Origin of the sequence: Dialister succinatiphilus (assembly GCF_928721695.1) — a bacterium.
GTDB lineage: Bacteria > Bacillota > Negativicutes > Veillonellales > Dialisteraceae > Dialister > Dialister succinatiphilus.
The window spans coordinates 1,486,534-1,509,945 of record NZ_OV788641.1 but is presented as its reverse complement, the minus strand read 5'-3'; the positions used below and the strand labels follow the sequence as shown (position 1 = coordinate 1,509,945).

17 protein-coding genes are annotated in these 23,412 nt (G+C 49.7%); 4 read left to right on the top strand and 13 right to left on the bottom strand.

What is annotated here, in order from left to right; all coding sequences use genetic code 11:
• Positions 1-68: 68 nt before the first annotated feature.
• Positions 69-1,022, bottom strand: coding sequence for an L-lactate dehydrogenase (locus tag NW747_RS06285; RefSeq protein ID WP_273186006.1), 954 nt, complete (start codon positions 1,020-1,022; stop codon positions 69-71).
• Positions 1,023-1,718: 696 nt separating this feature from the next.
• Here NW747_RS06285 and serC point away from each other — a divergent pair.
• Genes serC through NW747_RS06270 form a run of 3 tightly spaced genes read left to right on the top strand, consistent with a single transcriptional unit; the run spans position 1,719 to position 5,057 of the window.
• A complete protein-coding gene (serC, locus tag NW747_RS06280) occupies positions 1,719-2,792 on the top strand; it encodes a 3-phosphoserine/phosphohydroxythreonine transaminase (protein ID WP_337954986.1) in 1,074 nt (357 codons plus the stop codon).
• Positions 2,793-2,819: 27 nt separating this feature from the next.
• Positions 2,820-4,409, top strand: coding sequence for a phosphoglycerate dehydrogenase (serA, locus tag NW747_RS06275; RefSeq protein WP_273186003.1), 1,590 nt, complete (start codon positions 2,820-2,822; stop codon positions 4,407-4,409).
• Positions 4,410-4,418: 9 nt separating this feature from the next.
• Positions 4,419-5,057: a histidine phosphatase family protein gene (locus NW747_RS06270; RefSeq protein WP_273186000.1), complete on the top strand. Its 639-nt coding sequence runs from the start codon at positions 4,419-4,421 to the stop codon at positions 5,055-5,057.
• Between the two features lie 153 nt (positions 5,058-5,210).
• Here the strand turns inward: NW747_RS06270 and NW747_RS06265 are convergent, their stop codons facing one another.
• Positions 5,211-5,825, bottom strand: coding sequence for a hypothetical protein (locus NW747_RS06265; protein ID WP_273185997.1), 615 nt, complete (start codon positions 5,823-5,825; stop codon positions 5,211-5,213).
• 653 nt (positions 5,826-6,478) lie between these two features.
• On the opposite strand from NW747_RS06265, the gene NW747_RS06260 reads away from it, so the two are divergent.
• Complete coding sequence (locus NW747_RS06260; RefSeq protein WP_273185994.1) at positions 6,479-6,880, top strand: hypothetical protein; 402 nt, start codon at positions 6,479-6,481, stop codon at positions 6,878-6,880.
• 34 nt (positions 6,881-6,914) lie between these two features.
• On the opposite strand, the gene NW747_RS06255 is transcribed toward NW747_RS06260, so the two are convergent.
• From NW747_RS06255 to sufC, 11 genes are all read right to left on the bottom strand, one after another.
• Complete coding sequence (locus NW747_RS06255; protein ID WP_008858569.1) at positions 6,915-7,781, bottom strand: LysR family transcriptional regulator; 867 nt, start codon at positions 7,779-7,781, stop codon at positions 6,915-6,917.
• 485 nt (positions 7,782-8,266) lie between these two features.
• On the bottom strand, positions 8,267-8,962 hold the full coding sequence (locus NW747_RS06250; protein WP_273185992.1) for a M48 family metallopeptidase: 696 nt from the start codon (positions 8,960-8,962) through the stop codon (positions 8,267-8,269).
• 106 nt (positions 8,963-9,068) lie between these two features.
• Complete coding sequence (ftsY, locus tag NW747_RS06245) at positions 9,069-10,019, bottom strand: signal recognition particle-docking protein FtsY (RefSeq protein WP_187368022.1); 951 nt, start codon at positions 10,017-10,019, stop codon at positions 9,069-9,071.
• A 943-nt stretch (positions 10,020-10,962) separates the two neighbouring features.
• Positions 10,963-14,682, bottom strand: coding sequence for a cobaltochelatase subunit CobN (gene cobN, locus NW747_RS06240; RefSeq protein ID WP_273185990.1), 3,720 nt, complete (start codon positions 14,680-14,682; stop codon positions 10,963-10,965).
• A gap of 36 nt (positions 14,683-14,718) precedes the next feature.
• On the bottom strand, positions 14,719-15,678 hold the full coding sequence (locus NW747_RS06235; RefSeq protein ID WP_273185987.1) for an ABC transporter substrate-binding protein: 960 nt from the start codon (positions 15,676-15,678) through the stop codon (positions 14,719-14,721).
• Between the two features lie 164 nt (positions 15,679-15,842).
• On the bottom strand, positions 15,843-17,879 hold the full coding sequence (locus NW747_RS06230; RefSeq protein WP_273185985.1) for a TonB-dependent receptor plug domain-containing protein: 2,037 nt from the start codon (positions 17,877-17,879) through the stop codon (positions 15,843-15,845).
• A 381-nt stretch (positions 17,880-18,260) separates the two neighbouring features.
• Positions 18,261-18,713, bottom strand: coding sequence for a Fe-S cluster assembly sulfur transfer protein SufU (sufU, locus tag NW747_RS06225; protein ID WP_273096498.1), 453 nt, complete (start codon positions 18,711-18,713; stop codon positions 18,261-18,263).
• Positions 18,713-19,945 (bottom strand): aminotransferase class V-fold PLP-dependent enzyme, encoded by a 1,233-nt coding sequence (locus NW747_RS06220; RefSeq protein ID WP_273185982.1) that lies wholly within the window; start codon positions 19,943-19,945, stop codon positions 18,713-18,715. Before NW747_RS06220 ends, sufU begins: the two co-directional genes overlap by 1 nt.
• On the bottom strand, positions 19,945-20,985 hold the full coding sequence (locus NW747_RS06215; RefSeq protein ID WP_273185980.1) for a SufB/SufD family protein: 1,041 nt from the start codon (positions 20,983-20,985) through the stop codon (positions 19,945-19,947). Before NW747_RS06215 ends, NW747_RS06220 begins: the two co-directional genes overlap by 1 nt.
• Before the next feature lie 9 nt (positions 20,986-20,994).
• Complete coding sequence (gene sufB, locus NW747_RS06210; RefSeq protein ID WP_273185977.1) at positions 20,995-22,407, bottom strand: Fe-S cluster assembly protein SufB; 1,413 nt, start codon at positions 22,405-22,407, stop codon at positions 20,995-20,997.
• Between the two features lie 2 nt (positions 22,408-22,409).
• Positions 22,410-23,153, bottom strand: a complete 744-nt coding sequence (sufC, locus tag NW747_RS06205; RefSeq protein ID WP_008858559.1) for a Fe-S cluster assembly ATPase SufC — start codon at positions 23,151-23,153, stop codon at positions 22,410-22,412.
• Between the last annotated feature and the right edge of the window lie 259 nt (positions 23,154-23,412).

Here is a 23,412-nt window from a genome sequence, read left to right as displayed (position 1 = left end):
TTTCATAAGAGCATGGCACTTACAAAACAAAAAGGGCACCCCGGCGGGTACCCTTTTTGTTCAAACGATTACAGTGTGAGCGCTCTTTCGAAGTGTTCCTTCAGAATTTTGATGGAACGCTGGAGTTCTTCATTTTCTTCATCGGTCAAATGGAGTTCGATAATGTCTTCCACGCCGTCCTTGCCCACTTTCACCGGTACGGAAGCAAAGCTGTCATGGATGCCATATTCGCCGTCCAGATAGACGGAGCAGGGAAGGATTTTATGTTCATCGTGGTAAATGGCACGGACCAGCTCGGCGGTGGCAGAGGAAACGCCAAATTCAGTGCAGCCTTTCTTGGCGTTTTCAATATTTCCCTCTTCATGGACTTTCTTCAGGATTTCTTCCTTGGAATCCATATGGTAGAGATCCGGCTTTTCCTTCAGCAGTTCATCAATGGGCTTGCCTGCCACTTTGACATGGCTCCAGGGAATCATGCTGGAATCGCCGTGTTCGCCCAGAAGGTAAGCGGTGAGAGAGCGGCGGTTGACTTTGAGCTGGGTAGAAAGCTGCATCTGCAGGCGGGCAGAGTCCAGGGCTGTGCCGGAGCCGATGATTTTCTTTTTCGGCCAGTCCAGCTTGTACTGCAGGTATTCTGCAATAATGTCGCAGGGGTTAGAAATGGAAATAATAATGCCGTCAAAGCCGGATTTCTGAATCAGCGGCAGGAATTCCTTGCTGGTGGCAATGGCGCCATCCATCATGTCCAGACGGTTCTGTCCCTGTTTCCGGGGTTTGCCGGATGCATTGATCAGAATATCTGCATCTTTCATATCGTCCATGGTGCCTGCATAGGCCTCAAAATGGTGGGGCTGGTAGCTGACGGCATCCAGAAGATCCAGGGATTCGCCGATGGCTTTGTCCATGTTGGTATCGTAGAATACCACTTCATCTGCCAGACCCTGCACGGCAAACTGGAGGGCCAGATGGGATCCTACATTGCCTGCACCGATAATACCGATTTTCCTTGTTTTAATAGACATACAAATTCCACACTCCTTTTCCTGATTTTCCGGGAATGGGCTGTCAGCACCTTCTCCAGGAAATATACTTCTCTTCTCCTATATGGATTCTGCATTATATTTACCATGCATAGTATAATCACTTTACATGATAATATGCATGTATTATACCACTCCCTGCATAAAGGTTCAAAGGGTAGCGATGGCGGCTTCGCCGTGGATTATAAAAAGGGGCGCGGCTGGCGCCGCAGGTTGTGTAGAAAGGTTACATCGCTTCCGGGGCAGACGCCTGCGGCCCCTTTTGCGCGATACTTCCGGTATTGCGAAAGCGCGGCAAAGGAAATGGTGTCCAAAAAATTTCTTCTTGACAAAGTGAAAGGGCCGGCGCTATAATTCAGCCATACGAAACAAGCGATGATGAAGAAGGGGTAATGAGACCTTTTCAGAGAGACAGCGGCCGGTGAGAGCTGTCAGGGGCTGATTATCTTTCCACTTCGGAGACATGGATGAAGAATCCTTCGGGCAGGCCCGTTACAGCCTTTCAAAGATGGCCTTCTGGCAATTTGGGTGGTATCGCGGGTGCTCTCGTCCCTTAGTGGATGGAGAGCGTTTTTTTATACCTCGCTCCTTTTTGCCATGGCTAAATTGGGTGGCACCGCGAGAAAAGAGAAGCTCGTCCCATGGGACGTCTTCTCTTTTTGTGTTATTTGGAGGTTCATGATGAAGAGAGTATTCAATTTCAACGCCGGTCCGTCCCCTATGCCCCTGGAAGTGCTGGAGGCTATGAAGGAGGATCTCACCAATTTCAAAAACACAGGCATGGGTATTACGGAAATCAGCCATCGGTCCAAAGAGTTCCAGGATATGCTGGATGAGACGAAGGATCTCCTGCGGCAGCTCATGCATTTATCGCCGGATTATGAAATCGTATTCATCCAGGGCGGCGGCACCATGCAGTTCCTCATGACGGGATACAATTTCCTCCATACCCGGGCTGCCTATGCAGACACCGGCGTATGGGCCCACAAGGCAAGAAATACGGCCGCCTTCTTCGGTGAAACCTACGATGCCAATTCCGCCCAGGATAAAGATTACTCCTATATTCCTGACACCTATGACATCAAGGATGGTACGGACTACCTCTACATCTGCGCCAACAATACTATCTACGGCACGGAGTACTGGAAATTCCCGGAGGTGAAGGTGCCCCTGATCTGCGATATGTCTTCAGACATTCTTTCCCGGGACATCGATTTCAACCGGTTCGATATGATCTGGGCCGGTATCCAGAAGAATCTGGGCGCCGCCGGTGTGGCTCTGGCTATCATCAAAAAGAGCCTTCTTGAAACGGCCCGCCCCGATATCCCCGAATTCCTGCAGTACCAGACCTTTGTGAAAAAAGATTCTACCTACAATACGCCGCCGGTTTTCTGCATTTATACCCTGAACCGCATGCTCCACTGGATCAAAAATATGGGCGGTCTCAAGGCCATTGAAGAAAGAAATAAGGTCAAAGCAGCCCTGATTTACGACGTGATTGATGAAAGCGGCGGATTCTACCGGGGCCATGCGGAAAAGGATGCCAGAAGCCGCATGAACATTACCTTCAATTTGGCCAATGAAGCCATGGAGAAGGATTTCGTGGAAAAAGCAAAGGCCCATGATTTCATAGGCGTGAAAGGCCACCGTCTGGTAGGCGGCCTCCGGGTATCCCTCTACAATGCGGTAACACCGGAAGCAGCGGAAGCGCTCTCCCAGTTCATGAAAGAATACGAAAGAGTCAACGGATAATTTGATTATTTACAGGAGGAAATCATTATGTTCAGAATTTTCATTACTGCCGACGTAGCTAAAGAAGCCAAAGAAATCCTGGAAAAGGAATTTATCGTAGATATCCAGCCGAATATGAAGGAAGAGGAACTGGTGAAAGTCATCGGCGACTATGATGCCATCATTACAAGAAGCCAGACCAAGGTCACAAAGAAAGTCATTGACGCTGCTAAAAACCTGAAGGTCATCGGCCGCGCCGGCGTAGGCATCGACGGCATTGATATAAAGGAAGCCACCCAGAAAGGTATTACCGTAGTCAATACGCCGGAGTCGAATACCATTGCAGCCTGCGAACACACCATTGCCCTCATGCTGTCCATGACCCGCCACATTCCCCAGGCCCACCAGTCCATTATGGAAGGCCGCTGGGACCGGAAGAGCTTCACCGGCATCCAGCTTCTGAACAAGACTGTAGGCATCATCGGCGTAGGCCGGGTCGGTTCCAATGTGGCCAAACGCCTCCAGGCCTTCAACATGAAAACCATCGGCTACGACCCCTATATTCCCCTGGAAAGAGGCAAACAGCTGGGCGTGGAGCTGGTGGACCTGGATACCCTTTTGAAGGAATCGGACTATATCACCCTTCATACGCCCCTTACTGATGAGACCAGGGGCATGATCGGCAAAGAAGAAATTGCCAAAATGAAAGATGGCGTCCGCCTTGTCAATGCATCCCGGGGCGCCGTGGTGGATATCTACGCCCTGGCTGAGGCGCTGAAGAGCGGTAAGGTCTCCGGCGCCGGCATCGACGTATGGCCCAATGAACCGCTGAAACCGGAAGACAATCCCTTCCTGGGCATGACCAATGTAGCCCTCACCCCTCATCTGGGCGCTTCCACCAAAGAAGCCCAGGCCGGCGTTGCCACCGATGTGGCTGTAGGCGTCATGCAGGCCCTCCACGGAGAACCGGTGGCCACCGCCGTGAACGCTTCCCCTATTACCAAAGCCACCCTTCACGTGATCCAGCCTTACTTCGACCTCTGCGAGCGCATGGGCAATATTGCCATCGACCTGGCCGGCGGCCGTATCAACAGGGTGAACGTGGAATATACCGGTGAACTGGCAGAAACAGAAACAGCACCACTCACCACAGCCGTACTGAAAGGCCTTCTGGCTCCGGTACTGCAGCAGACCGTCAATTTCGTCAATGCCCGGGGCATTGCAGAAGAAAGGCACATGGATGTAAGAGAAGTAAAAGCCAAGAAGGGCCACTATTTCACCAATACCATTTCCCTCACCGTAGACACCGACAAAGGCAGCCACCGCATTACAGGCTCCCTCTTTGACCGGAAAGAAGCCAAAATCGTATCCATCGACCACTTCCGCGTGGACATCGAACCGAAAGGCTGCATTATCATTGCGCCCCATGAAGACAAGCCCGGCATGATCGGCCAGGTAGCATCGGTACTTGGGAGAGAACATATCAACATCAACGGCATGCAGGTAGGCGCCGGCAAGGAAGCAGGCACCAACGTCATGGTGGTGGCTGTGGACAAGGATATCCCCTCGGCCCTGATTCCGGCCCTCATGAATATCGACGGCATCCACGATGTCAAAGTCGTTCACTGTGAACATTAAGGAGCACCTATGATACGCATCATCCTTCTCCGTCACGGAGAAACCACCTGGAACATAGAAGGCCGCTACCAGGGCCAGGAAGACACACCCCTGTCCGAAAGGGGATGGGAACAGGGCCGAAAAGCGGCGCTGGCTCTGAAGGACGTGCCCATAGACCGGGCCATTTCCTCCCCCCTCTCCCGCTCCTATGAAACCTGCCGCCTGGCTGCCGATTTCCACCACCTTCCCGTGATGAAGGACGAAAGACTGACAGAAATCTCCCACGGCCTGTGGGAAGGCATCCACGCCGATGAAATCGAGGCCCGCTACCCCGAAGAATTCCGCCTCTGGCACACCCGCCCGGACCTGGTGCAGATGCCGGAAGGAGAAAATCTGGAGGACGTACGGAAACGGGCCAGGGAAGCCTTCGATGAATACGCAAAAACCTATGATGGGGAAACGGTGCTTGTGGCTGCCCACGACGCCGTGAACAAGGCCATTATCTGCGACCTCCTGGGCCTTGATATGAGCCACTTCTGGCAGATCAAGCAGGACAATGCCTGTATCAATGTACTGGAATGTGACAAAGGCACCTGGCGCCTGGTCACATTAAACAGCACCGCCCATCTGGGTTACCTGGTGAGCGGCATTGAACAGAAAGGGCTGTAAAATAAAAGGACCCGGAAGAAATGATAAACTATTTCTTCCAGGTCCTTTTTGTCATGGGTTCCCTGCCCTTTGGCACCGGTGCAGAGCCCTATGGTTCAGAAGTCGGACAGCCGATAGCCGGCAGCGGGCAGCTGTCTTTCTCCCGCCAGCTCACTATCTCATCACTGCTTTGGGCGTATGGTCCTCCGTCTCTCCCGTGAGGCTCCTGGACACATCGGTGGGCACCCGGCGATAGGGGAATGTTTTGTATACCTCTTTCATGATATCGTCAAGGATGTACACATTCCGGGCAGTACTCTCGTCTTCCGTATCAAAATAGGTGCCCCGGTCATCCCGCACAGTGCCCTCGGTTTTCTTATAGCTGTAAATATCCACGATAGCCCTGGTCTGGATGATATCGTCGCCATCATCAAAGAGGAACCGGTGGAAAATCCACTGATGCCACTGGATTACAGGCATCACTACTATGTCTGCCCCCGATTCATCAGCCAGCCGGGGCAGGTCTGCCGGAGACACCGCTCCTTCATAACCGGCAGTATCCAGAGTCCTGTAATAGGGATAGCGGAAAATCTGCTTCATTTCCCGATTCACATAGGATGCCGCTTCGCCGCCGTTCCCGCTTACACGGGGAGACAGGAGAAGTACCGTACGGGTATTGTCAAAATACCCCATTTTCCGATTCATTTCCAGTGTATCCGACGCCTCCGCCAGAAGCCCCAAGGACAGGGCAAGGAAAAAAGAAAGTAAAAAAGCAATCAGTTTTTTCATGGAAACCTCCTTTGGTTATAAGGGTTCAAAAGGTTCAGAGGGTTCAGAGGGTGGTGGATAGCCGCTTCGCGGCAATGCTTACAAAGTCAGCGTTACGTAATTAGTTTTTTTGTCAACCATATCCCTATGACGAAGATCCGGAGCCCCCTTCCACAGAAAGGGGACTGGGCGTTACGTGCTGAAACTGACCTCCTCCCACTCGTCATTCTAAGCCGCAGGCGAAGAATCTCGGTACAGGCCGCGTATGAAACAGTCGGCATTAAGGAAGGGGTAAGCGGACAACGGATAGCAGATAGCAGACAGCAGACAGCGGACAGCCGCCCCTCCAGTCTCCAGCCCCATTCTATCACTTTCCTCCATTCTGGCCAGTTATAAGTTATTTATAAGGAGCCGGAAGATTTTTTCTATATCTCTTTATTTTTAGAATATACTTTTCTTCTACCCCTTTTCAGGCAAAAATATAAAATCCTTACCGCCGGTGATTCTTTTTCCTCTTCCGTCCTTCCATCTCCTCCGCGGTCATGGGCGGTGCTTCCGAATGGCCCGATTTCATCGATTTCATCCGGCCTTTTGGCCATGGGCAGGCAAAAGATATCATGCTATAATCGAATTATAAGCGAACAATAATAATAATATATTCGGAGGAAATCTGTATGCCGTTCCTGTTCTTCTGGTGCCTTTTTCTTTGCGCCATTAACGGATACCTTGTCTTTGCCTATAAAACTGATCTGTCCGAAACCTTTGGCCAGAAAATGGCCTACTTTCTTGGCGGACACATAGCCTTTGTATATAATCTCTGTTTTCCCTGGATGGCCTGGTTCATGATGGATGAACTCCGTCCCGCCCTGATTTGTACTTACCTGCTGCTCAACTACTGCACCCTGGCACGTATGATGCATGTAGACTATCACGGCCTCATCAATACCGTATGGGGTAATGCCCACCATCACCGGCGCTTTGCCATCCGGCTGAAGCTGGAAAAGCTCTGCTGTGCCCTGTTTCTCGGAATTTCCACCTGGCTCTTCAGCATGCTGGGATTTCTTGTAAAATTATAAAACCCTGCGAAGTCATGGCTTCACAGGGCTTTTTTCATACCTTGAAATAGCTGCGCAGGTAGTCCACGAAGATTCTCACCGGTGTGGACTGGAGCATGGGCTGTTTGAAAATCAAATGGCTGGGCCGCAGCAGAGGTCTCTTCTGCTTGTCGTAAATCATTTCCCTGTTCACCTGGGGCGCGCACTTAGGAAGCAGGTCCGCCGGAATCAGAGAGTGACCAAGGCCCTGGTTCACGATTTCCACGCAGGTCAGACAGTCGGACACGGTGAGCATGAAATGGGGGGAATCGGTGAAATTCTGCCGCCACCACCGGGTACGGAGCTCATCCAGGGAAGGATCGCTGCGGTAGCGGATAGAAGGCTGGTCCGGCAACGTGCTGTAATCGATTTTCTTGGCGGAAATCAGGTACAGCGGCGCATCTTCCAGAAGAATATCGGCATCCGGCCATTCCTGGTTCCCACGGACAATGGCCAGATGGATGTCCTCTTTTTTTACCAGCTTCACCAGTTCATCACTGGTATCGGTGGTGAGGGAAATTTCAATGTCGCTGTACTTATCCACAAAGCCCTTCAGAATGGCCGGCATATGGGACTGGGCAAAGGACTGGCTGGCACCGATGCGGAGCACGCCGGAAATGGAATTGGGCTCATGGGTCACATAATTCTTCATGTCCTGGTACTGCTGCAGCTCCTTTTCTGCAAAGGAGAAAAGGCGGTTGCCTGCATCGGTGAAATGAACCCCTTTATTGGTACGAATAAATAAAGGACAGCCGATTTCCTTTTCCATCTGGCTCAGGCGATAGGTTAAGGAAGGCTGAGTCATGAAAAGCCGCTTTGCCACCTTATTGATGCTTCGTTCCTCACGAAGATAGATCAGGATTTTCCAGTCCGTGTTATTCATTGAAATACCCCTTACTCACCATAATACGAATACTATGGTATAAAAATCTTTTGGTATAAAATTATTTTATTAGATTATACCATATTTCTGTCAAGAGAAGTAGGGGGCGTAAGGAAAGGTTCTTACGATTGACCGGCCGCAGGTTAAAAAGAGGGGCGCGGCTGGCGCCGCAGGTTGTGTAGAAGGGTTGTGCATCGCTTCGCTCAGGGGGCATGGAAAGGGTTCTTAAGATGGACCGGCCCAGGGGGCCGGAGGGTTCTTAAGTTTGACGGCCCTTTGGGCTGAGGGTTGTGGTGGCGGCTTTGCTATTGGACACGCCTACGGCGTGAGGGTTCATGGGGTTCAGAAGGTTCAAAAGGTTCAGAGGGTGTGGTGGCGGCTGACGCCGCAGATTTTAAAAAAGGGCCTTATGCGTTACGGGAACTGCATAAGTATTTCAATCACTCCTGGCACCAGAAAGCAGGAAACCAGCCTCAGGAGCCCCATTAAATAAACTCCCTGGGGTAGTCGTAAAGTTTCTTCGTTCTTTCCTTATAGTCCGGAAGCCAGCGGGCCATGAGGGCATGGAAGCGGCGGGTATGACCTGTTTCCAGAAGATGGTTCAACTCGTGCACCACCACCGACTCAATGCATGCCTCCGGCTTGGTGATAAGGTCCAGGGCAAAGGAAAGTTCTCCGGTTCTTACATTGCAGCTGCCCCATCGGCTCTTTAGAATGCGGATGGTCAAGGAAGAAGGCTGGACGCCCATGCGGGGCGCCCAGATTTCTATATACGTTTCTATGACCTTCCGCAGTTCTTCCTTCATAAGATTCCTGTAAGCACGGGGCCTGTCTTTCGTCCGGGGGCTTATCGTAAGACAGAGCTTTCCCTCCTCCACAGACACGGAATTCAGGGGGCCTCGTTCATAAACAATGGGGTATTCCCTGCCCAGAAAGAAATGTTTTTCGCCACTGTCATAGGTATAGCAGGGGATGGCAGGCATACGGGCCAGCTTTTCCCGGATCCATCCATCCTTTGAAGCCACGAAATGTTCCACTTCCCCTAGAGCCATGGCCGATGGGGCTGATACAAGAACCTTCCCTGTCCGGGAAATCCGAAGATAAATGGCCCTGAGTCCCCTCTTCCGTGTAATGGTTACAGGATAGGCGAAAGATTCCATTTTCTGCATCCTTTGCTTCATCACTTGTCCCCCTACTCCTTCCTCATGTCCTTTTCTCCTGCCCTGAGGCAGCATTCAAAAAACAGGGATGCATCGGATATGCACCCCTGCCATGACTGAATACCTGTTACACCTTTGTGCTTTCCTGCAGCACATGGTCATCCGTTTCAAAAAGAGCCTTCGCAAATTCATCAGGATTGAAGCGGTCCAGGTCATCTTCCCTTTCACCCATGCCGATCCACTTCACCGGCACATGAAGTTCTTCATGAACGGAAAGCACCACGCCCCCTTTGGCAGTGCCGTCCAGCTTGGTAAGAACCACGCCGGTAAGGGGCACGATTTCACCGAAATTCTTTGCCTGGCTGATGGCATTCTGACCGGTGGTGGCATCCAGCACCAGAAGGGTCTGGTGCGGTGCATCAGGAATCACTTTCTTCACTACCCGGCTGATTTTCCCCAATTCCTCCATGAGGTTTACCTTCGTCTGGAGACGGCCGGCCGTATCAATGAGGACCACATCAGCCCCTCTGGCTTTGGCCGCCGATACGGCATCAAATGCAACTGCTGCAGGATCGGCGCCTTCTGCATGCTTTACAATATCAGCGCCCGTTCTTTCCGCCCAGATGGTGAGCTGTTCCGATGCAGCAGCGCGGAAAGTATCAGCCGCTGCCAGAAGGACTTTCTTTCCTTCCTTGTGGAGACGACCGGAAAGCTTGCCAATGGTGGTGGTCTTGCCTACCCCGTTCACACCGACCACCAGAATCACCTCGGGATGATGGGTAAACTCTTCACCCGCCGTATCATCCTTCAAAAGCTCCTTCACTGTTTTCTCCATGAAAGGCATGACTTCGTTCGTATTGTGAATCACCCCTTCCGTGACGCCCCGGCGAATCTGGCGCATCAGATAATCCGTAGTACGGACACCGATATCACCGGAAAGGAGTACCATTTCCAGGTCTTCCAGGAAATCCTCATCAATCTGGGCATAGCCGATGACTACGCTTTCAATATTCTTGATCAAACTCTGCTTGGTCTTTGTGAGACCTCTTTTGATTTTGTCAAAAAATCCCATACTCATTCCTCCGAACATACAATAATATATTCTATTGTACCATGAGTGACGATGAAATAGGAAAAGGCCGGTGAATCTTTCTTACATTCTCTATGAATTCCCGAGAAAATGTATCTATAAAACTCATAGTTCTCCCTTCCATACCTCCAAAATCAGCAAACATAATTTCTGTATTTCCTATTCCCATTTTCTTCCCTATCCGTTATAATAGAGAACAGATGAGAGCATGGAAAAGGTCCGGGGAGTGGCCACAAAAAAATACCCGATTCCTGATTCGGCTGCAAGCCATCTCGCAAAGATGAATACATAAGAGCTCCGGGTCTCAAGCCCGTTCAATGCGTTCTGAGTTTTCAAATCCTTTTCGGCCAAGAACTCAAGAAGAAATCAATCGCCTTCGCGATAGAAAAGCCTGAAGAAAGCGTCCTTCTATGGATCGGACAGTTTCACCTAGGAATCTGTCTGTGCGCACGCTCTTTTCAGGCTTTTCGTAGTGCCTTCAATGATGGACGGGTCTGTGAAAAAATACATGAATGACATGGATACCACTCCGCCCCACTGTCATTTCGAACGTTGCGAAGCGGAGTAGAGAAATATCACTTTTCAATGGTACAGAGAGCATTGGTGGCAGGAGATTTCTTGGTTCAAAGCTTCAATAGAGTCCAAAGTTTTCCACCCATGCCGGCACATTCCCCACTCGAGATGACAAAGGGCCTGGAATCTTACCATCAGAAAAAATTATAAAAAAGGCTGTGAAGAAATGATTTACATTTATCACAGCCCCTTTTTATAATTATCTATTTATCCGGTATTCGTTCATAATGAAAACCGATCCTCTATGCAGGTCCATGTTCCTTTAAAAACAGAAATCTCATAGAGAAGGATGAAGCCTCTGCAGCCCGATGAAAAACATCTCCCTGACAGAGTTTTCTATTTCCCATAAGCCCTGATTTCACGTATCATCCTGACTCTCTTCCAGTTCTCCCTCTATATCCAGGTACAGAGCCTGCAGTTGATTGACTGTTTCATCCGCTGCCTGCCACAGGCCCCGTTTTTCCGCTTCCAGCAAAGTTTCTGTAATGCGCTGGAGTGCCCAGGGATTGACTTCTTTCATCCAGTCCTGTACTGTGACATCCAGCGCGTAATTTTCAGCCAGTTTTTCATACATCCAGTTTTCCATCACCTTGCTGGTAGCATCCCACTGGAAGCTGATGGATACACGGCTTGACAGATCGGCTGCGCCTTTGTAGCCATGCTTCATCATGCCCTGTATAAACCGGGGATTGATGGTTTCCATGCGAAAAACCCGCTTAGCCTGCTCCTGCACGCTGCGGACCTTGACGCTGCCCCTTTCCGTACTGTCGCCTTCATAGGAGCGGGGAGATTTACCAGAAAGGTTCCGTACAGCCGCTATCATTCCACCATGATAGGCATTGTAATCATCACTGCTCATCATATTCGTTTCATGGTTATCCTCATTTTTCAAGGTCACATCCATATGGGACAGGCGCTCTTTAAAAAGCCCGGGTTTGTAGGTTCCTTTGGAACGGCTGCCGTAGGCATGGCCGCCCCATCTGACAAAAACGCGGGATAGGTCATCCAGGCTGTCCCAGTTTCGTGACTCCAGCAGGGCACCCACACCGGCGCCATAGGTTCCCGGCGCATCACCAAAAATACGATAGCAGGCTTCCCGCCAGGCTTCCTCTGTCGTCATTCCATTCCTTTCCATGGCACTGCTTTCGGAAAGGACATGTTTACGTATAAAATTGTCTTCCTCCTTCTCCGGAAGGGATGCAGCCAGCAGGACTGCTTTGTCCATAAGAGAAACTGCTGCCGGCATGGTATCCCTGAAAAGGCCGCTGATTCTGCCTGTTACATCCAGTCTGGGCCTTTTCAGCTCCGAAAGAGGAATCGGCTCCAAGCGCTTCACATAAAGGCTTCCTTTCTCCCAGATAGGACGAATGCCCATGAGATAAAGAAATTCCGCTATACACTGCCCGTGACTTCGCATATTGGCACCGGACCAGAAAACCATGCCTATATTTTCAGGGTACTTTCCTTCCTCCCTGATATAACGGGCAATAACCTCATCACCCAATTCTTTCCCTACCGCCCAGGCCGTTTTGGTGGGAAGCTTTCTGGGATCGATACCATAGAAATTAATTCCTGCCGGAAGGAGGGATACACCGCCGGCATGAGGTGAGCCTGATGGCCCGGGCATAATGTATTTCCCTTCTATTCCTTCCAGGGTATGGTCCATTTCCTGAATCGTGCCGGAAAGCCTTTTGTACAGGTCATGACAGATAAAACCGGCCGTTTTTTCTACCTGCTTCTGCCACAAGGCATCCCCTTCCCGTACTGACTTGGCTGAAAGGGCTTTTCTGATGCCTTCTTCACTAAAATGATGAACCATCAGAGTGTCGATAAACTGTTCCGTTTCTTTTCTGACAGCCGCCATCATTTCGCTGCCCGTCTTTTTCTCCGGAAGAAGGGTCTGTGCGTTTTCCATCAATTCTTTGGCTGTGTATCCGTATTTTTCTGCAAACACATCCAGAATGGCAGGACAGGAGCCATCAGACTGCCTCATGAGCTGGATAATTTCATTTCTGAGAATCTCTCCTTCCGGCATCTGTCCCAATATATGGAGGCCCACATGGCATTCACTGTTTTTAATATCCTCTATGTACTGATGCAGCCTTGTCAGATATTCAGAAAATGGCTTCGATTCATCATAGGGCACTTCCCCATCCAGCTCCGCTTTCACTGCCAGTCTGCGTATTTCCGGCACCAGATGGGATGCAGTTTCCGGCTCCACTGCAAGGAAATGGGCATATTCATCCATATTCTTCTCAAGCTCTGAGAGCTCGTCATAGGTGCCTGCATCTGCCATGGGTGCAGGCATATGGTCTACCAGGCAGGCACTCCCCCGTCTTTTGGCCTGTATTCCTTCGCCTGTGATAGTCATATGGTAAGGATACACATTGGGAAGAGAGCCCAGTGCCAGATCCGGATAACTGCTCCGGTCAAGTCCCGCGCCATTGCCCGGCAGCCATTCCAGATTTCCATGAGTGCCTACATGAATGACGGCATCCGCCTTCCAGATATCCCGTATCCACAGGTAATAGGCCAGATACTGATGGGTAGGAGCGATAAAAGGATCATGATAGATTTTGGCTGCATCAAAACCATAGCCCCGGGGTGCCTGCACCGTGATAAAAACATGTCCATCCATAACACCGGGAACCAGAATGCTGCCTTCCCCATCCACCATGACACTGCCGGGAGCACGGCCCCAGTCCTTTTCCATCTGGGCCCTGACATCGTCAGGAAAGGTCTGAAAAAAGTCTCTGTACTGTTTTTCTGTCACTTTATGACAGGCCTTCTCTTCCGCTTCCGTCATCATGGACAAATCATTGGTGGCCTGGCTGGTGATGAGCTGAACGAGCTTATTGCCTGTTTCCGGGACATAATCTATCCTGTACCCCGCCGCTTTCATCTTTTCCAGAAGGCGGCGTACACTTTCTATGCTGTCAAGGCCGAAGGCACTTCCGATATTGGAATTCTTAGGCGGATAGTTGTGAAAAATAATGGCAATTTTCTTGTCTTCATTTCTCTTCCTGTGAAGTCTGGCCCAGGCACCGGCCTTAGCTGCCATGGCAGCTATCCGCTCTTTCAAAGGCAGATATTCCACCTCTCCTGTTTTCTTCACATGCTTGGCCGCTATGGGCACCCCGTGGATAATGCCGTCAAACTCAGGCATGGAAACACTGATGGACACTTCCATGGCATTCATGCCTTCCGTTGATTTTTTCCACTCCTCCTCCGGCATGAGCAGGGAATAGCACTGAAGCACAGGAATCCCCATTTCATGGAGCACCTCGCGGGATATGGAGCCGGATGTGGTGAATGAAAATTTCATCACATTCACCAGGCAGTCAATCACAGGCTTTCCATCTTTCATAAAATACCGATGAAATACTTCATCAAGGGATGGCATACCCAGTTTCGTATCTGGAAGACCGTTAGTGAAAACAGGAATGACATTAAGCCCCTGCCGCTCCGCCTCCTCAATGAAAGCATCCTGGTATTTTGTATCTCCCCAGATCCATTCATCCCGATAAAAAAGAAAGCCGGCGGTAGGCCTTTCAGCCTTGCAGAATCTCTCCCTATAGGAAGAAAGATCCGTCATATACCTGTTCTTCATGCCAAAATGGTAGAGTCCCGCCCAGCAGAGGGGACTGGGATCCGGTGGTTTTACCGGGGAAGTCTCAAAGAGGAAAGCGCCATAGAGCCACAGATTTCTATAATTTTCCAGTCCACCATAAAAGCTGTACTTTTTGATGACTTCTATTTCCTCTTTCCCTATCCACTTCCCGCATTCTTCCTCCGCCGAACCGGCTGCATCCATGTAATAGGGAATCCCACGGCCCTCTAAAAAGGCAAGGCACTGCTGCCAGAATTTCGTGCGAATCGTATTTCCCATGAACTTGATCATCACCAGAGAAGCTCCCTCAAGAAGAGGCGCATAGGAAGCAAAACTGCTGTCATCTTTCACCTTCAGCGTCCGGCAGCTTTCGGAAAGCCGGCCCTCCTTCTGCAGGGACTCCATGGCCCGGCTCATCATGAAAAACCGGCGGTCCACATTTGTCAAATAAATCAGTTTCACTGCCATTCTGCTTCTCCCTTATATGAAATCAGACGCCTGCCATCAGTGGGAATCCTTGTCAAACAGCTCCGGATACACCGCCCGGGCACTGGCTTCTACGGCATCAGTCACATGCTGACTCATGACATACTTGTACTTTTCCGGAAATGGTACCAGCTTTCCGTTCTTAACAGCCTTTACATCCCGGTAAGCCGGATTTTCCATGATTTTTCTGGCAAAGGCTGTCTCATCGTCCCCGCTTTTCACCTTCCATACGGGCATAAGAATCACATCGGGATTGATTTCCGGCAGGATTTCCATAGAAAGATAGGCATTGGTCCCCTTCGGTACATCATACCGGGCCGCACCATCCTTCACGTGGGCCATGGCCAGCACCTCACTGAAAAGGGTGCCCTTCTTTCCCAGGATTCCCCTGAAAGAAAGTCCCAGGGCACACCGCTCATCCGAAGGACCTATGGCGGAAAGCTTCTCCTCCAGCTTCGCTTTTTTATTTTCCATATCCTGCACCATGGCTTCACCGCCGGCTTCCTCGTTCACTGCCCTGGCCACTCCTCTGACCTTTTCTTCCATTTCATCAAAGCTTTCCGCCACCAGGGACACATACACCGGAATGCCGGACTGCCGTAGAAGACTGACCAGCTGAGGAGACACCGCTGTTGAGACGATAACCAGGTCCGGCTTCAGGGCCATAATGGACTCTGCATTCATGTCCACCTTCCTCCCCACGGCCTCCGCCTCCTCCTTCGTCACAAAGGAAATATCCGGATTCCCAGCATATTGGGAGAGAGCTGTCACCCTTGACGTATCTACCAGACCCAGAAGAATCTCGTCGGTGCCATAGGTAAGAGACACAATACGGGAGGGATGGCTGGGGAGGGATACGGACTGTCCTGTATCGTCCACCACCTGCCGCAGGTGGCTGTTCGGCTGCACTTTTCCGCAGCCGGACAGGAGAAGGGTACCGAAAAGAAGGGAGAGGAGAAATAGAGCAAACCGTTTCAAGAGAAACTCCTTTGAAATACAAAGGAAGCGCCTTTTAAGTCAAGGAAACCAAGACAAAATACTCGATACTTGCCGCATTAAATCTATGTTTCCCTGCACTCAGGCACTTCCTCATATATTATGACCAGCCCTTATGTCATATATCTTTGTATGAAAATGGCTGTTTAAAATTTATGACGATAGGACAAAAGGAATGTAGTTGGCGTGGAATAATAATCACTTGACGTGTGGGACGTCACATCTTCCCTGTTAAGGATATTATCCACGGTCAGAATAATATCATCGGACTTGTTGGGTGAATATTTAGCAAAGAAAGAGGTAAGCAGATAAGGCTTTGTATCATAGGAATGGGCACTGGTAGGTGTCATGACCCTGTCAGCCAGGTAACTGAAGTTCAATGCAGTTTCCCATTTATCCTTTGTGTAATCCACGCCGCCGTTAAGAAGGATTCTTCCATAATGGCGATCCCAATAGGTCTTGGCCTTCTTTTTCTGTGATTTTTCCTTAGTTTTAGGATTCTGATAGGTAAACCCGGCATGCCATCCAAATCCGTTCTTTTCCTGTCCTTTTACTGTCAGTTCCAGTCCTTTATTCTTGAAATCTTCATTGACTGTATTCCAGTAATCCTGACGGTTCTGCTTCTGCTTCGAGTAAGAAATATCATCCTTAATTCTTTCGGTAAACAGGGCTGCCTTGTACTGTCTATGTTCCGTTTCCATCTTCCAGCCCATTTCATAGTGGGTACCCTTCTGCGGTTTCAGGTCGGGATTCCCAATAATACGGTCCGGTGAAGAAATATCATATCTGGAATGCAGCTGGGGAAGGGTAGGCAGCACAAAGGACTGACCAAAGCCGGCATAGATGCTTTGGTTGTTATTCAGCTTATGCAGGTACTGTGCCTGGGTGCTGAAATTATGATACTGCTTCTTTCCTCCCGTGGTCCATGTGCCGCGTCCGCTCAAGGTAAAGGTATCCTTCGGTGTGATATTTCTGTTCCATGAGCCAAAGGCTGCATAAATATTTCTTCCTTCACTGATTTCTCTATCCAGAGCGTCGGCGGCACCGGGATCATGGTTCTTATACTCTTCTCGAACCAGGGATGTCCCCAGCAGGAAGGTCTGTTTGTCCTTCTGGTCCCACACCTTTTGGAAATCATAGCCATAGGTCTTATTCTTTTCCTTGCTATAGCTTCTATATTTGGGATTATCCGGTTTATACGGCGAAGCTTCGGAACTGTAGAAATTGGTATGGTGAGTGGCAAGGGAGTTATAGTTATAGAAAATATGGCCGCTGAAGCCATCCATATCATGAAGATTTAACTGGACGAAATCGCCATCCCTTTCAAATTTGGTATTGTACCTTGCCTTTCCATTCAAGCCCGCATATTTATTGCTTTCCGGTATCCCGCTGTACTTATAGGACCAGCGATTGGTGGATTCATTATGGTTGTAGAGCAAATCCAGCTTGTCATTGAACTGATACATGGCATTGAAATTGTTCTTTTCAGAACCTTTGAATTTCTGCTGCATATGGACCGGGAAGGTGACTGTCTTCCCATTCTCCTTTGTAGTCGTATTCACCGTTGTATTATAATCGGAGACCTTATCAATGGTCCCCCATTTATTGTAATCATAGGCAAAGGAGAAGCTGCCCGCATTGGCTGAAACCTTATAGCTCTGTCTGCCACGGTTGCCCCAGCCTGCCTCTACCTGATTATCCAGTTTTTTCTTCGTAATGATATTAATGACACCGCCGGTAGCCTGGCTGCCGTACATCACCGCACCGCCGCCATGGACCACTTCTACCCGGGATACCGCACTGGTCGGAATATTTTCCAGATTATAAAGATTTCTCCAGTTGATAGGGGTACCGTTAACCATAACCACCGTGCCATTTTCAACGCCGCGCATCACGATTTTGCTGGTCATGGAAGAATTAGACGCCCCGTTGGGCCCCTTGCCGGAGGTAACAACGCCATCCAGATATCCTAAAGCTACAGACATATTATCTGCACCGGTAGCAGCAATGTCTTTTTCAGTAAATGTCTGTGTCGTGGCAGGCACATCAACGTCCTTTTTCTCATAACGCTGTGCCGTTACGGTAATGGGATTCAGTTCATACACCTGCTCTGCGGAAGCGCCGGTCCAGCCGGTGCAGGCAAGAGCAATCCCCAGAGCTGCATACTTGATTTTCTGATTCATACGTTTTCTCCCCGCTTTTTGACATAAAAAAAGAGAACTGAAAAAAGCGCTGTGCGCTTCAGTTCTCATATTCCCCATCATAATATATCAAAGGTTTAATTTGCTGATTTATTGTTATAATTATTATTTAGTCTTTACTCATTATATACTCTTTTCCTTTGATTGTCAAATTTCGATTTATACTCTTTCCTTCTCCTTAATGCCCCCGGGTATGGGGGCCCATGGCTGCTATCAGCATAAAGCTTAACTAAAAGGAGGATGCCCTGTCCCTTTTGTCCCCAGTCATCAGTCAGCCCATGGCACCAGGCCACATCTCATCTGACCCTTCCTGTCAAAAAAAAGCATGGTCCTCTATGAGGTTCCATGCTTTTTATTTTGATGTCAGCCGTTGTTTTTCAGCTGTTTTTCCACTTTTTCCAGTGCCATTTCCAGGGTGTGCCATCCCAGGGTGGCGCATTTGACGCGGACAGGCATCTGGGAGATGTCTTTCAGGGTAATGGCGGCTTCCAGTTCTTCCAGCTGGGAGTCATCGGTGACTTTGCCGCGGATCATATCCAGGAAGAGGCGGCAGAGGCGGAGGCCTTCTTCCACGGTTCTTCCCTGAAGGAGTTCGGCCATCATGGCGGTGGATGCCTGGCTGATGGCGCAGCCGGTGCCGGTATAGGCCAGGTCGGTGATGACTCCGTTTTCTACTTTGGCTTCGATGTCGATATCATCGCCGCAGCTGGGGTTGTGTCCATGTTCGTGGACTGTGGGGCTGCTGATTTTGCGTTTATTGGTCTTGTCCTTGTTATATTCCAGGATAAGATCGGTGTAGAGCTGTTTTAATTCCATCAGTCGTCATACCCCATGACTTTCCGTACGTCCTTCAGTTCTTTCAGGAAATAGTCTACTTCGTCCACTGTGTTGTAGAAGTAGAAAGAGGCACGGCAGCTGGCATTGATGCCCAGGTAGTGATGGAGCGGTTCAGCGCAGTGATGGCCGGTGCGGATGCAGATGCCTTTGGCAGAAAGGATCTGGGCCACATCATGGGGATGTACGCCTTCCACTTCAAAGGCTACGAGGCCTTCTTTTTCTTCGGGATTGGTGGGTCCGATGATATGGATGAAGGGCAGTTTTTTCATGCCTTCCAGGCAGCGGGTGACAAGGCGCCGTTCCTGGGCTCTGATTTCATCATAGCCTACGGATTCCACATATTTAATGGCAGCTACCAGGCTGACAGCCCCTTCCACGTACTGGGTGCCTGCTTCAAATTTGGCAGGCAGGTCGGCGAAGGTGGTTTTCTGCTCCTGCACTTCATCAATCATATCGCCGCCCATGAGGAATGGTTCCATATCATTCAGCAGTTCTTCTTTGCCGTAAAGGACACCAATGCCTCCCATGGAGCACATTTTGTGGCCGGAGAAAGCGAAGAAATCGCAGTCCAAATCCTGTACATCCACTCTCTTATGGGGAGTAGACTGGGCCCCGTCAAGCACCACCACGGCGCCATGGGCATGGGCCCGCTGAATGAGGGGCTTGGGGTCGAAATCGATGCCCAGTACGTTGGATACTTCAGCAAAGGCCAGGATTTTCACTCTGGGGTCATCGATTTTCTTCAGTTCTTCTTCCGGGAAATGACCGGTTTTCTTATCTACATAAATGTAGTCCAGCACAGCGCCGGTTTTTTCTGCCACTCTCTGCCAGGTGACCAGGTTGGAATGATGTTCCGCAATGGTAATGAGGATGTGGTCTCCCTTGTGAAGATGGGTTTCGCCATAGGAACGGGCCACCAGGTTCAGGGATTCGGTGGTGTTTCTGGTGTAAATAATTTCGCCGGCGTTTTTGGCGTTAATAAATTTCCGTACCACTTCCTTGGACGTATCATAGGCTTCTGATGCGGAAATGGCGAAAATATGGGCACCTCTGTGGGGATTGCCGTTGTCGTGGGTAACATAGTCCAAAACGGCATTCACTACCGGAAGCGGCCGCTGGGTGGTGGCAGCATTATCAAAATAAACGATCTGATGACCATTCACTTTGGTTTCCAGTATGGGAAAATCTTTTCTAAGTAATTCGCTGTTCATTATAACTCCTTCGAATCCAGTTTCTGCCTGAGTTCTGTAATAATTTCATCTCTCACCGATGAATCCATGCCATCGATAATCGGCCGGATCAGGGCTTCAATCACGATTCTTCTGGCTTCTTCCAAGGAAAATCCACGGCTCATGAGGAAATAAATGGTATTGGCATCCAGCTGTCCTGCACTGGATGCATGGTTTCCCTGGACATCATCTTCCGTACAGAGAAGGAGGGGCAGGGAAATGTTTTTCGTCTTCGGAGAAAGCTGGATGGCATAGTCTCCTTCGTCGCCTGCAGAGCCGCTGCAGCCCTTTTTGAAATTCAGGGTACCCCGAAAAATCTTCTTGGAATCATCGTCCAGGGCGCCTTTCACATCGATTTCCGCATGGGTTTTCTTTCCCACATGATCGATGTGGTAGAAGAAATCCAAATGCTGTTTTTTCGTGCCGGCATAGACTGCTTTTTCCGTCATGGCAGAATGGTCGCCGGCCAGCAGGCCGTAGCTGTGAACGTAAATATTTTCACCGCCCAATTCGGCAGCAGAAAAATCAGCTCTGGCACCTTTGGCCAGTACCGCATGGCGCTGGTCGAAAATTTCCACACCGGAAAGGCCGCTTTCCAGCCGGGATACTTTCAAATTGGCATTTTCTGCCAGGTCATAGTAGGCTCCTGCGACACAGGTGCCTTTTTCTGTTTTCCCCTGCAGAATCCAGATGAGGTTCAGGGATGATTCTTTTCCCAGGTGGAAAAGGAAACTTCCTGCAAAGTCTGCCTGGCCCTCGCCGCTAAGGGTGATGGTCAGTTCCGCCTTTGTTTCAGCGGGAATGGTTATGGTGTAATGACTGCCCTGCTTGAGAGCTTTCACCGTTTCTTCGGAAGCCCCCTTGAAGTCCGCCGGAAGGGTGCCCCCTTCTTTCACATAGGAAAGATCGGAAAAATGAGGTTCTCCGCCCTTCTTCGGTGCTTCAAAGGATACAGGGGTATCGTTGGTATGAAGATAACGGTATGTGAGAAGAGGCAGCCGGTTGATTCTGATTTCTTCCATAATGCCTCCTTATCCTATGGCCCCTTCGAATTCAAGATCGATGAGGCGGTTCATTTCTACTGCATATTCCAGAGGCAGGGCCTTGGAAATCGGTTCTGCAAAGCCTCTGACCAGCATGGCCTTGGCATCTTCTTCCGTAAGACCCCGGCTCATGAGGTAGTAAATATCTTCATCCGGAATGCGTCCGATTTTGGCTTCGTGTCCCAGGTCGATATCATCATTTTCAATGACAATGTCCGGGATGGTATCGGAGCGGGACTCATTATCCAGCATGAGGGATTCGCAGCTGATGGAGCCCTTTGTCCCTTTGGCATTGGGTCCGATATAGACTACGCCGCGGTAAATGGCTGTGCCGCCGGCTTTGGAAATGGATTTTGAGTTGACGGTCATGGACACATCTTTCCCAAGGGCTTCCACTTTGGAGCCGGTATCCAGGAACTGTCCTTTGCCTGCAAAGGTGATGCCTGTAAATTCACAGGTGGAACGGTCCCCTTTGAGCACCGTATCCGGATAGAGGCAGGAGGTATGGGATCCGAAGGAACCGGACACCCAGATCATATGACCATCTTCTTCTACCAGTGATTTCTTGGTATTCAGGTTGTACATATTCTTGGACCAGTTCTCAATGGTAGAGTACCGAAGGGTTGCCCCTTTCTTAACGAAAAGTTCTACAGCTCCGGCATGGAGATTGGCCACATTGTAACGGGGAGCCGAGCAGCCTTCGATGAAGTGGCAGGTGGCTCCTTCTTCTACAATAATCAGGGTATGTTCAAACTGGCCTGCTCCCGGCGCATTGAGGCGGAAGTAGCTCTGCAGCGGCATCTTCACATGAACCCCTTTGGGCACATACACGAAGGAGCCGCCGGACCATACGGCATAGTGAAGGGCTGCAAACTTATGGTAGTTCGGAGTAATAAGCTTTCCGAAATAGGGTTTAATCAGTTCCGGATATTTCTTGACTGCCGTTTCAAAGTCAACATAAATGACTCCCTGTTCCTCCAGTTCTTTTTGGATATTGTGGTATACCACTTCGGAGTCATACTGGGCGCCTACACCGGCCAGCGATTTCTTTTCCGCTTCCGGAATCCCCAGCCGGTCAAAGGTTTCCCTGATGTTTTCCGGCAGGTCTTCCCAGCGGGCTTTCATATCTGTTTTCGGGCGGACGTAGGTATCAATGTGCTCCATGTCCAGTTCCGAAATGTCCGGTGCCCAGGGCGGTACGTCGAGCTTGTTGTAAATTTCAAGGGCCTTGAGACGCTTTTCCAGCATCCATTCCGGTTCATCCTTTTCTCTGGAAATCTCACGGATTACATCTTCCGTCAGTCCCTTGTCTGCCTTGTAGGAATATTCCACCTTATCCTTCACATCATAAATGCTGCGGTTAATATCCTCTACCTGGCTCTTTTTCTTTTCTTCAGCCATGACTACACCTCACTGCGGTATGCATCAAAGCCGTTGGTTTCGATCTCATCCACCAGTTCCGGGCCGCCTTCTTTAACAATGCGTCCATCAATGAGCACATGCACAAATTCCGGCGTAATGAATTTCAGAATCTGGTTCAGATGGGTAATAATGAGAAGGGAATTATTCTCATTATGGTATTCGGAAATATTTTTAGAAACAATGCGCACTGCGTCCACATCGAGACCCGAGTCAGTTTCATCCAGCATGGCCAGCTTGGGATCCAGAATACGCATCTGCAGGATTTCGCTCTTCTTTCTTTCGCCGCCGGAGAAGCCGTCATTGAGGTAACGGTCTGCATAGGAGGGATCCATGGAAAGGTCTTCCATCCTTGCTTTCATCAGACGTTTGAAAGGGAAAAGGCGCTGCTGCTTCCCGGAAATGGTAGTCTTGGCAGTACGGATGAAATTTTCCATGGTAATGCCGGCCACTGAAATAGGATTCTGGAAAGAAAGGAAGATTCCCAGTTTCGCTCTTTTATCTACAGACAGGCCTGTAATTTCCTGGCCTTCAAAATAAATATGACCCTCAGTTATCTTGTAAACAGGATTTCCCATGATGGCATGAAGCAGCGTCGACTTGCCTGCCCCGTTAACACCCATAATAACATGGACTTCCCCCTTGTTTACGGTGAGGTTAATGCCGTGGAGGAGTTCTTTCCCGCCTACGGAAACGTGGAGATTTTCCACGCGAAGCAATTCACTCATTTAATCACCTCATAATATATTGTAACCTGCATGCGTCATGAGACGTATACAATTGAAATCTTATTCCATTTTATATTATTTATATCGATATGTAAATACACGGCTGCCCCGGAAACTGCATCCTTCCTGCCATTTCACCCTGCAGGGCCACATCCTATCTAACTTTTTCAATATGTAATCCTATCCATACGGATTTAGGGAAGATAAATGAGTATATTATATAGGGTTCATAGGGTGGCGGCGGCCGCTTCGCCGCAGC

What these genes read in the sequence shown, in the direction of transcription:
- serA (WP_273186003.1), top strand. Translation starts at nt 2,820, where the DNA reads ATGTTCAGAATTTTCATTACTGCCGACGTAGCTAAAGAAGCCAAAGAA.
- ftsY (WP_187368022.1), bottom strand. Translation starts at nt 10,019, where the DNA reads ATGAGTATGGGATTTTTTGACAAAATCAAAAGAGGTCTCACAAAGACC.
- NW747_RS06265 (WP_273185997.1), bottom strand. Translation starts at nt 5,825, where the DNA reads ATGAAAAAACTGATTGCTTTTTTACTTTCTTTTTTCCTTGCCCTGTCC.
- sufB (WP_273185977.1), bottom strand. Translation starts at nt 22,407, where the DNA reads ATGGCTGAAGAAAAGAAAAAGAGCCAGGTAGAGGATATTAACCGCAGC.
- NW747_RS06260 (WP_273185994.1), top strand. Translation starts at nt 6,479, where the DNA reads ATGCCGTTCCTGTTCTTCTGGTGCCTTTTTCTTTGCGCCATTAACGGA.
- NW747_RS06230 (WP_273185985.1), bottom strand. Translation starts at nt 17,879, where the DNA reads ATGAATCAGAAAATCAAGTATGCAGCTCTGGGGATTGCTCTTGCCTGC.
- NW747_RS06255 (WP_008858569.1), bottom strand. Translation starts at nt 7,781, where the DNA reads ATGAATAACACGGACTGGAAAATCCTGATCTATCTTCGTGAGGAACGA.
- NW747_RS06220 (WP_273185982.1), bottom strand. Translation starts at nt 19,945, where the DNA reads ATGAACAGCGAATTACTTAGAAAAGATTTTCCCATACTGGAAACCAAA.
- sufC (WP_008858559.1), bottom strand. Translation starts at nt 23,153, where the DNA reads ATGAGTGAATTGCTTCGCGTGGAAAATCTCCACGTTTCCGTAGGCGGG.
- NW747_RS06215 (WP_273185980.1), bottom strand. Translation starts at nt 20,985, where the DNA reads ATGGAAGAAATCAGAATCAACCGGCTGCCTCTTCTCACATACCGTTAT.
- cobN (WP_273185990.1), bottom strand. Translation starts at nt 14,682, where the DNA reads ATGGCAGTGAAACTGATTTATTTGACAAATGTGGACCGCCGGTTTTTC.
- NW747_RS06285 (WP_273186006.1), bottom strand. Translation starts at nt 1,022, where the DNA reads ATGTCTATTAAAACAAGGAAAATCGGTATTATCGGTGCAGGCAATGTA.
- serC (WP_337954986.1), top strand. Translation starts at nt 1,719, where the DNA reads ATGATGAAGAGAGTATTCAATTTCAACGCCGGTCCGTCCCCTATGCCC.
- sufU (WP_273096498.1), bottom strand. Translation starts at nt 18,713, where the DNA reads ATGGAATTAAAACAGCTCTACACCGATCTTATCCTGGAATATAACAAG.
- NW747_RS06250 (WP_273185992.1), bottom strand. Translation starts at nt 8,962, where the DNA reads ATGAAGCAAAGGATGCAGAAAATGGAATCTTTCGCCTATCCTGTAACC.
- NW747_RS06270 (WP_273186000.1), top strand. Translation starts at nt 4,419, where the DNA reads ATGATACGCATCATCCTTCTCCGTCACGGAGAAACCACCTGGAACATA.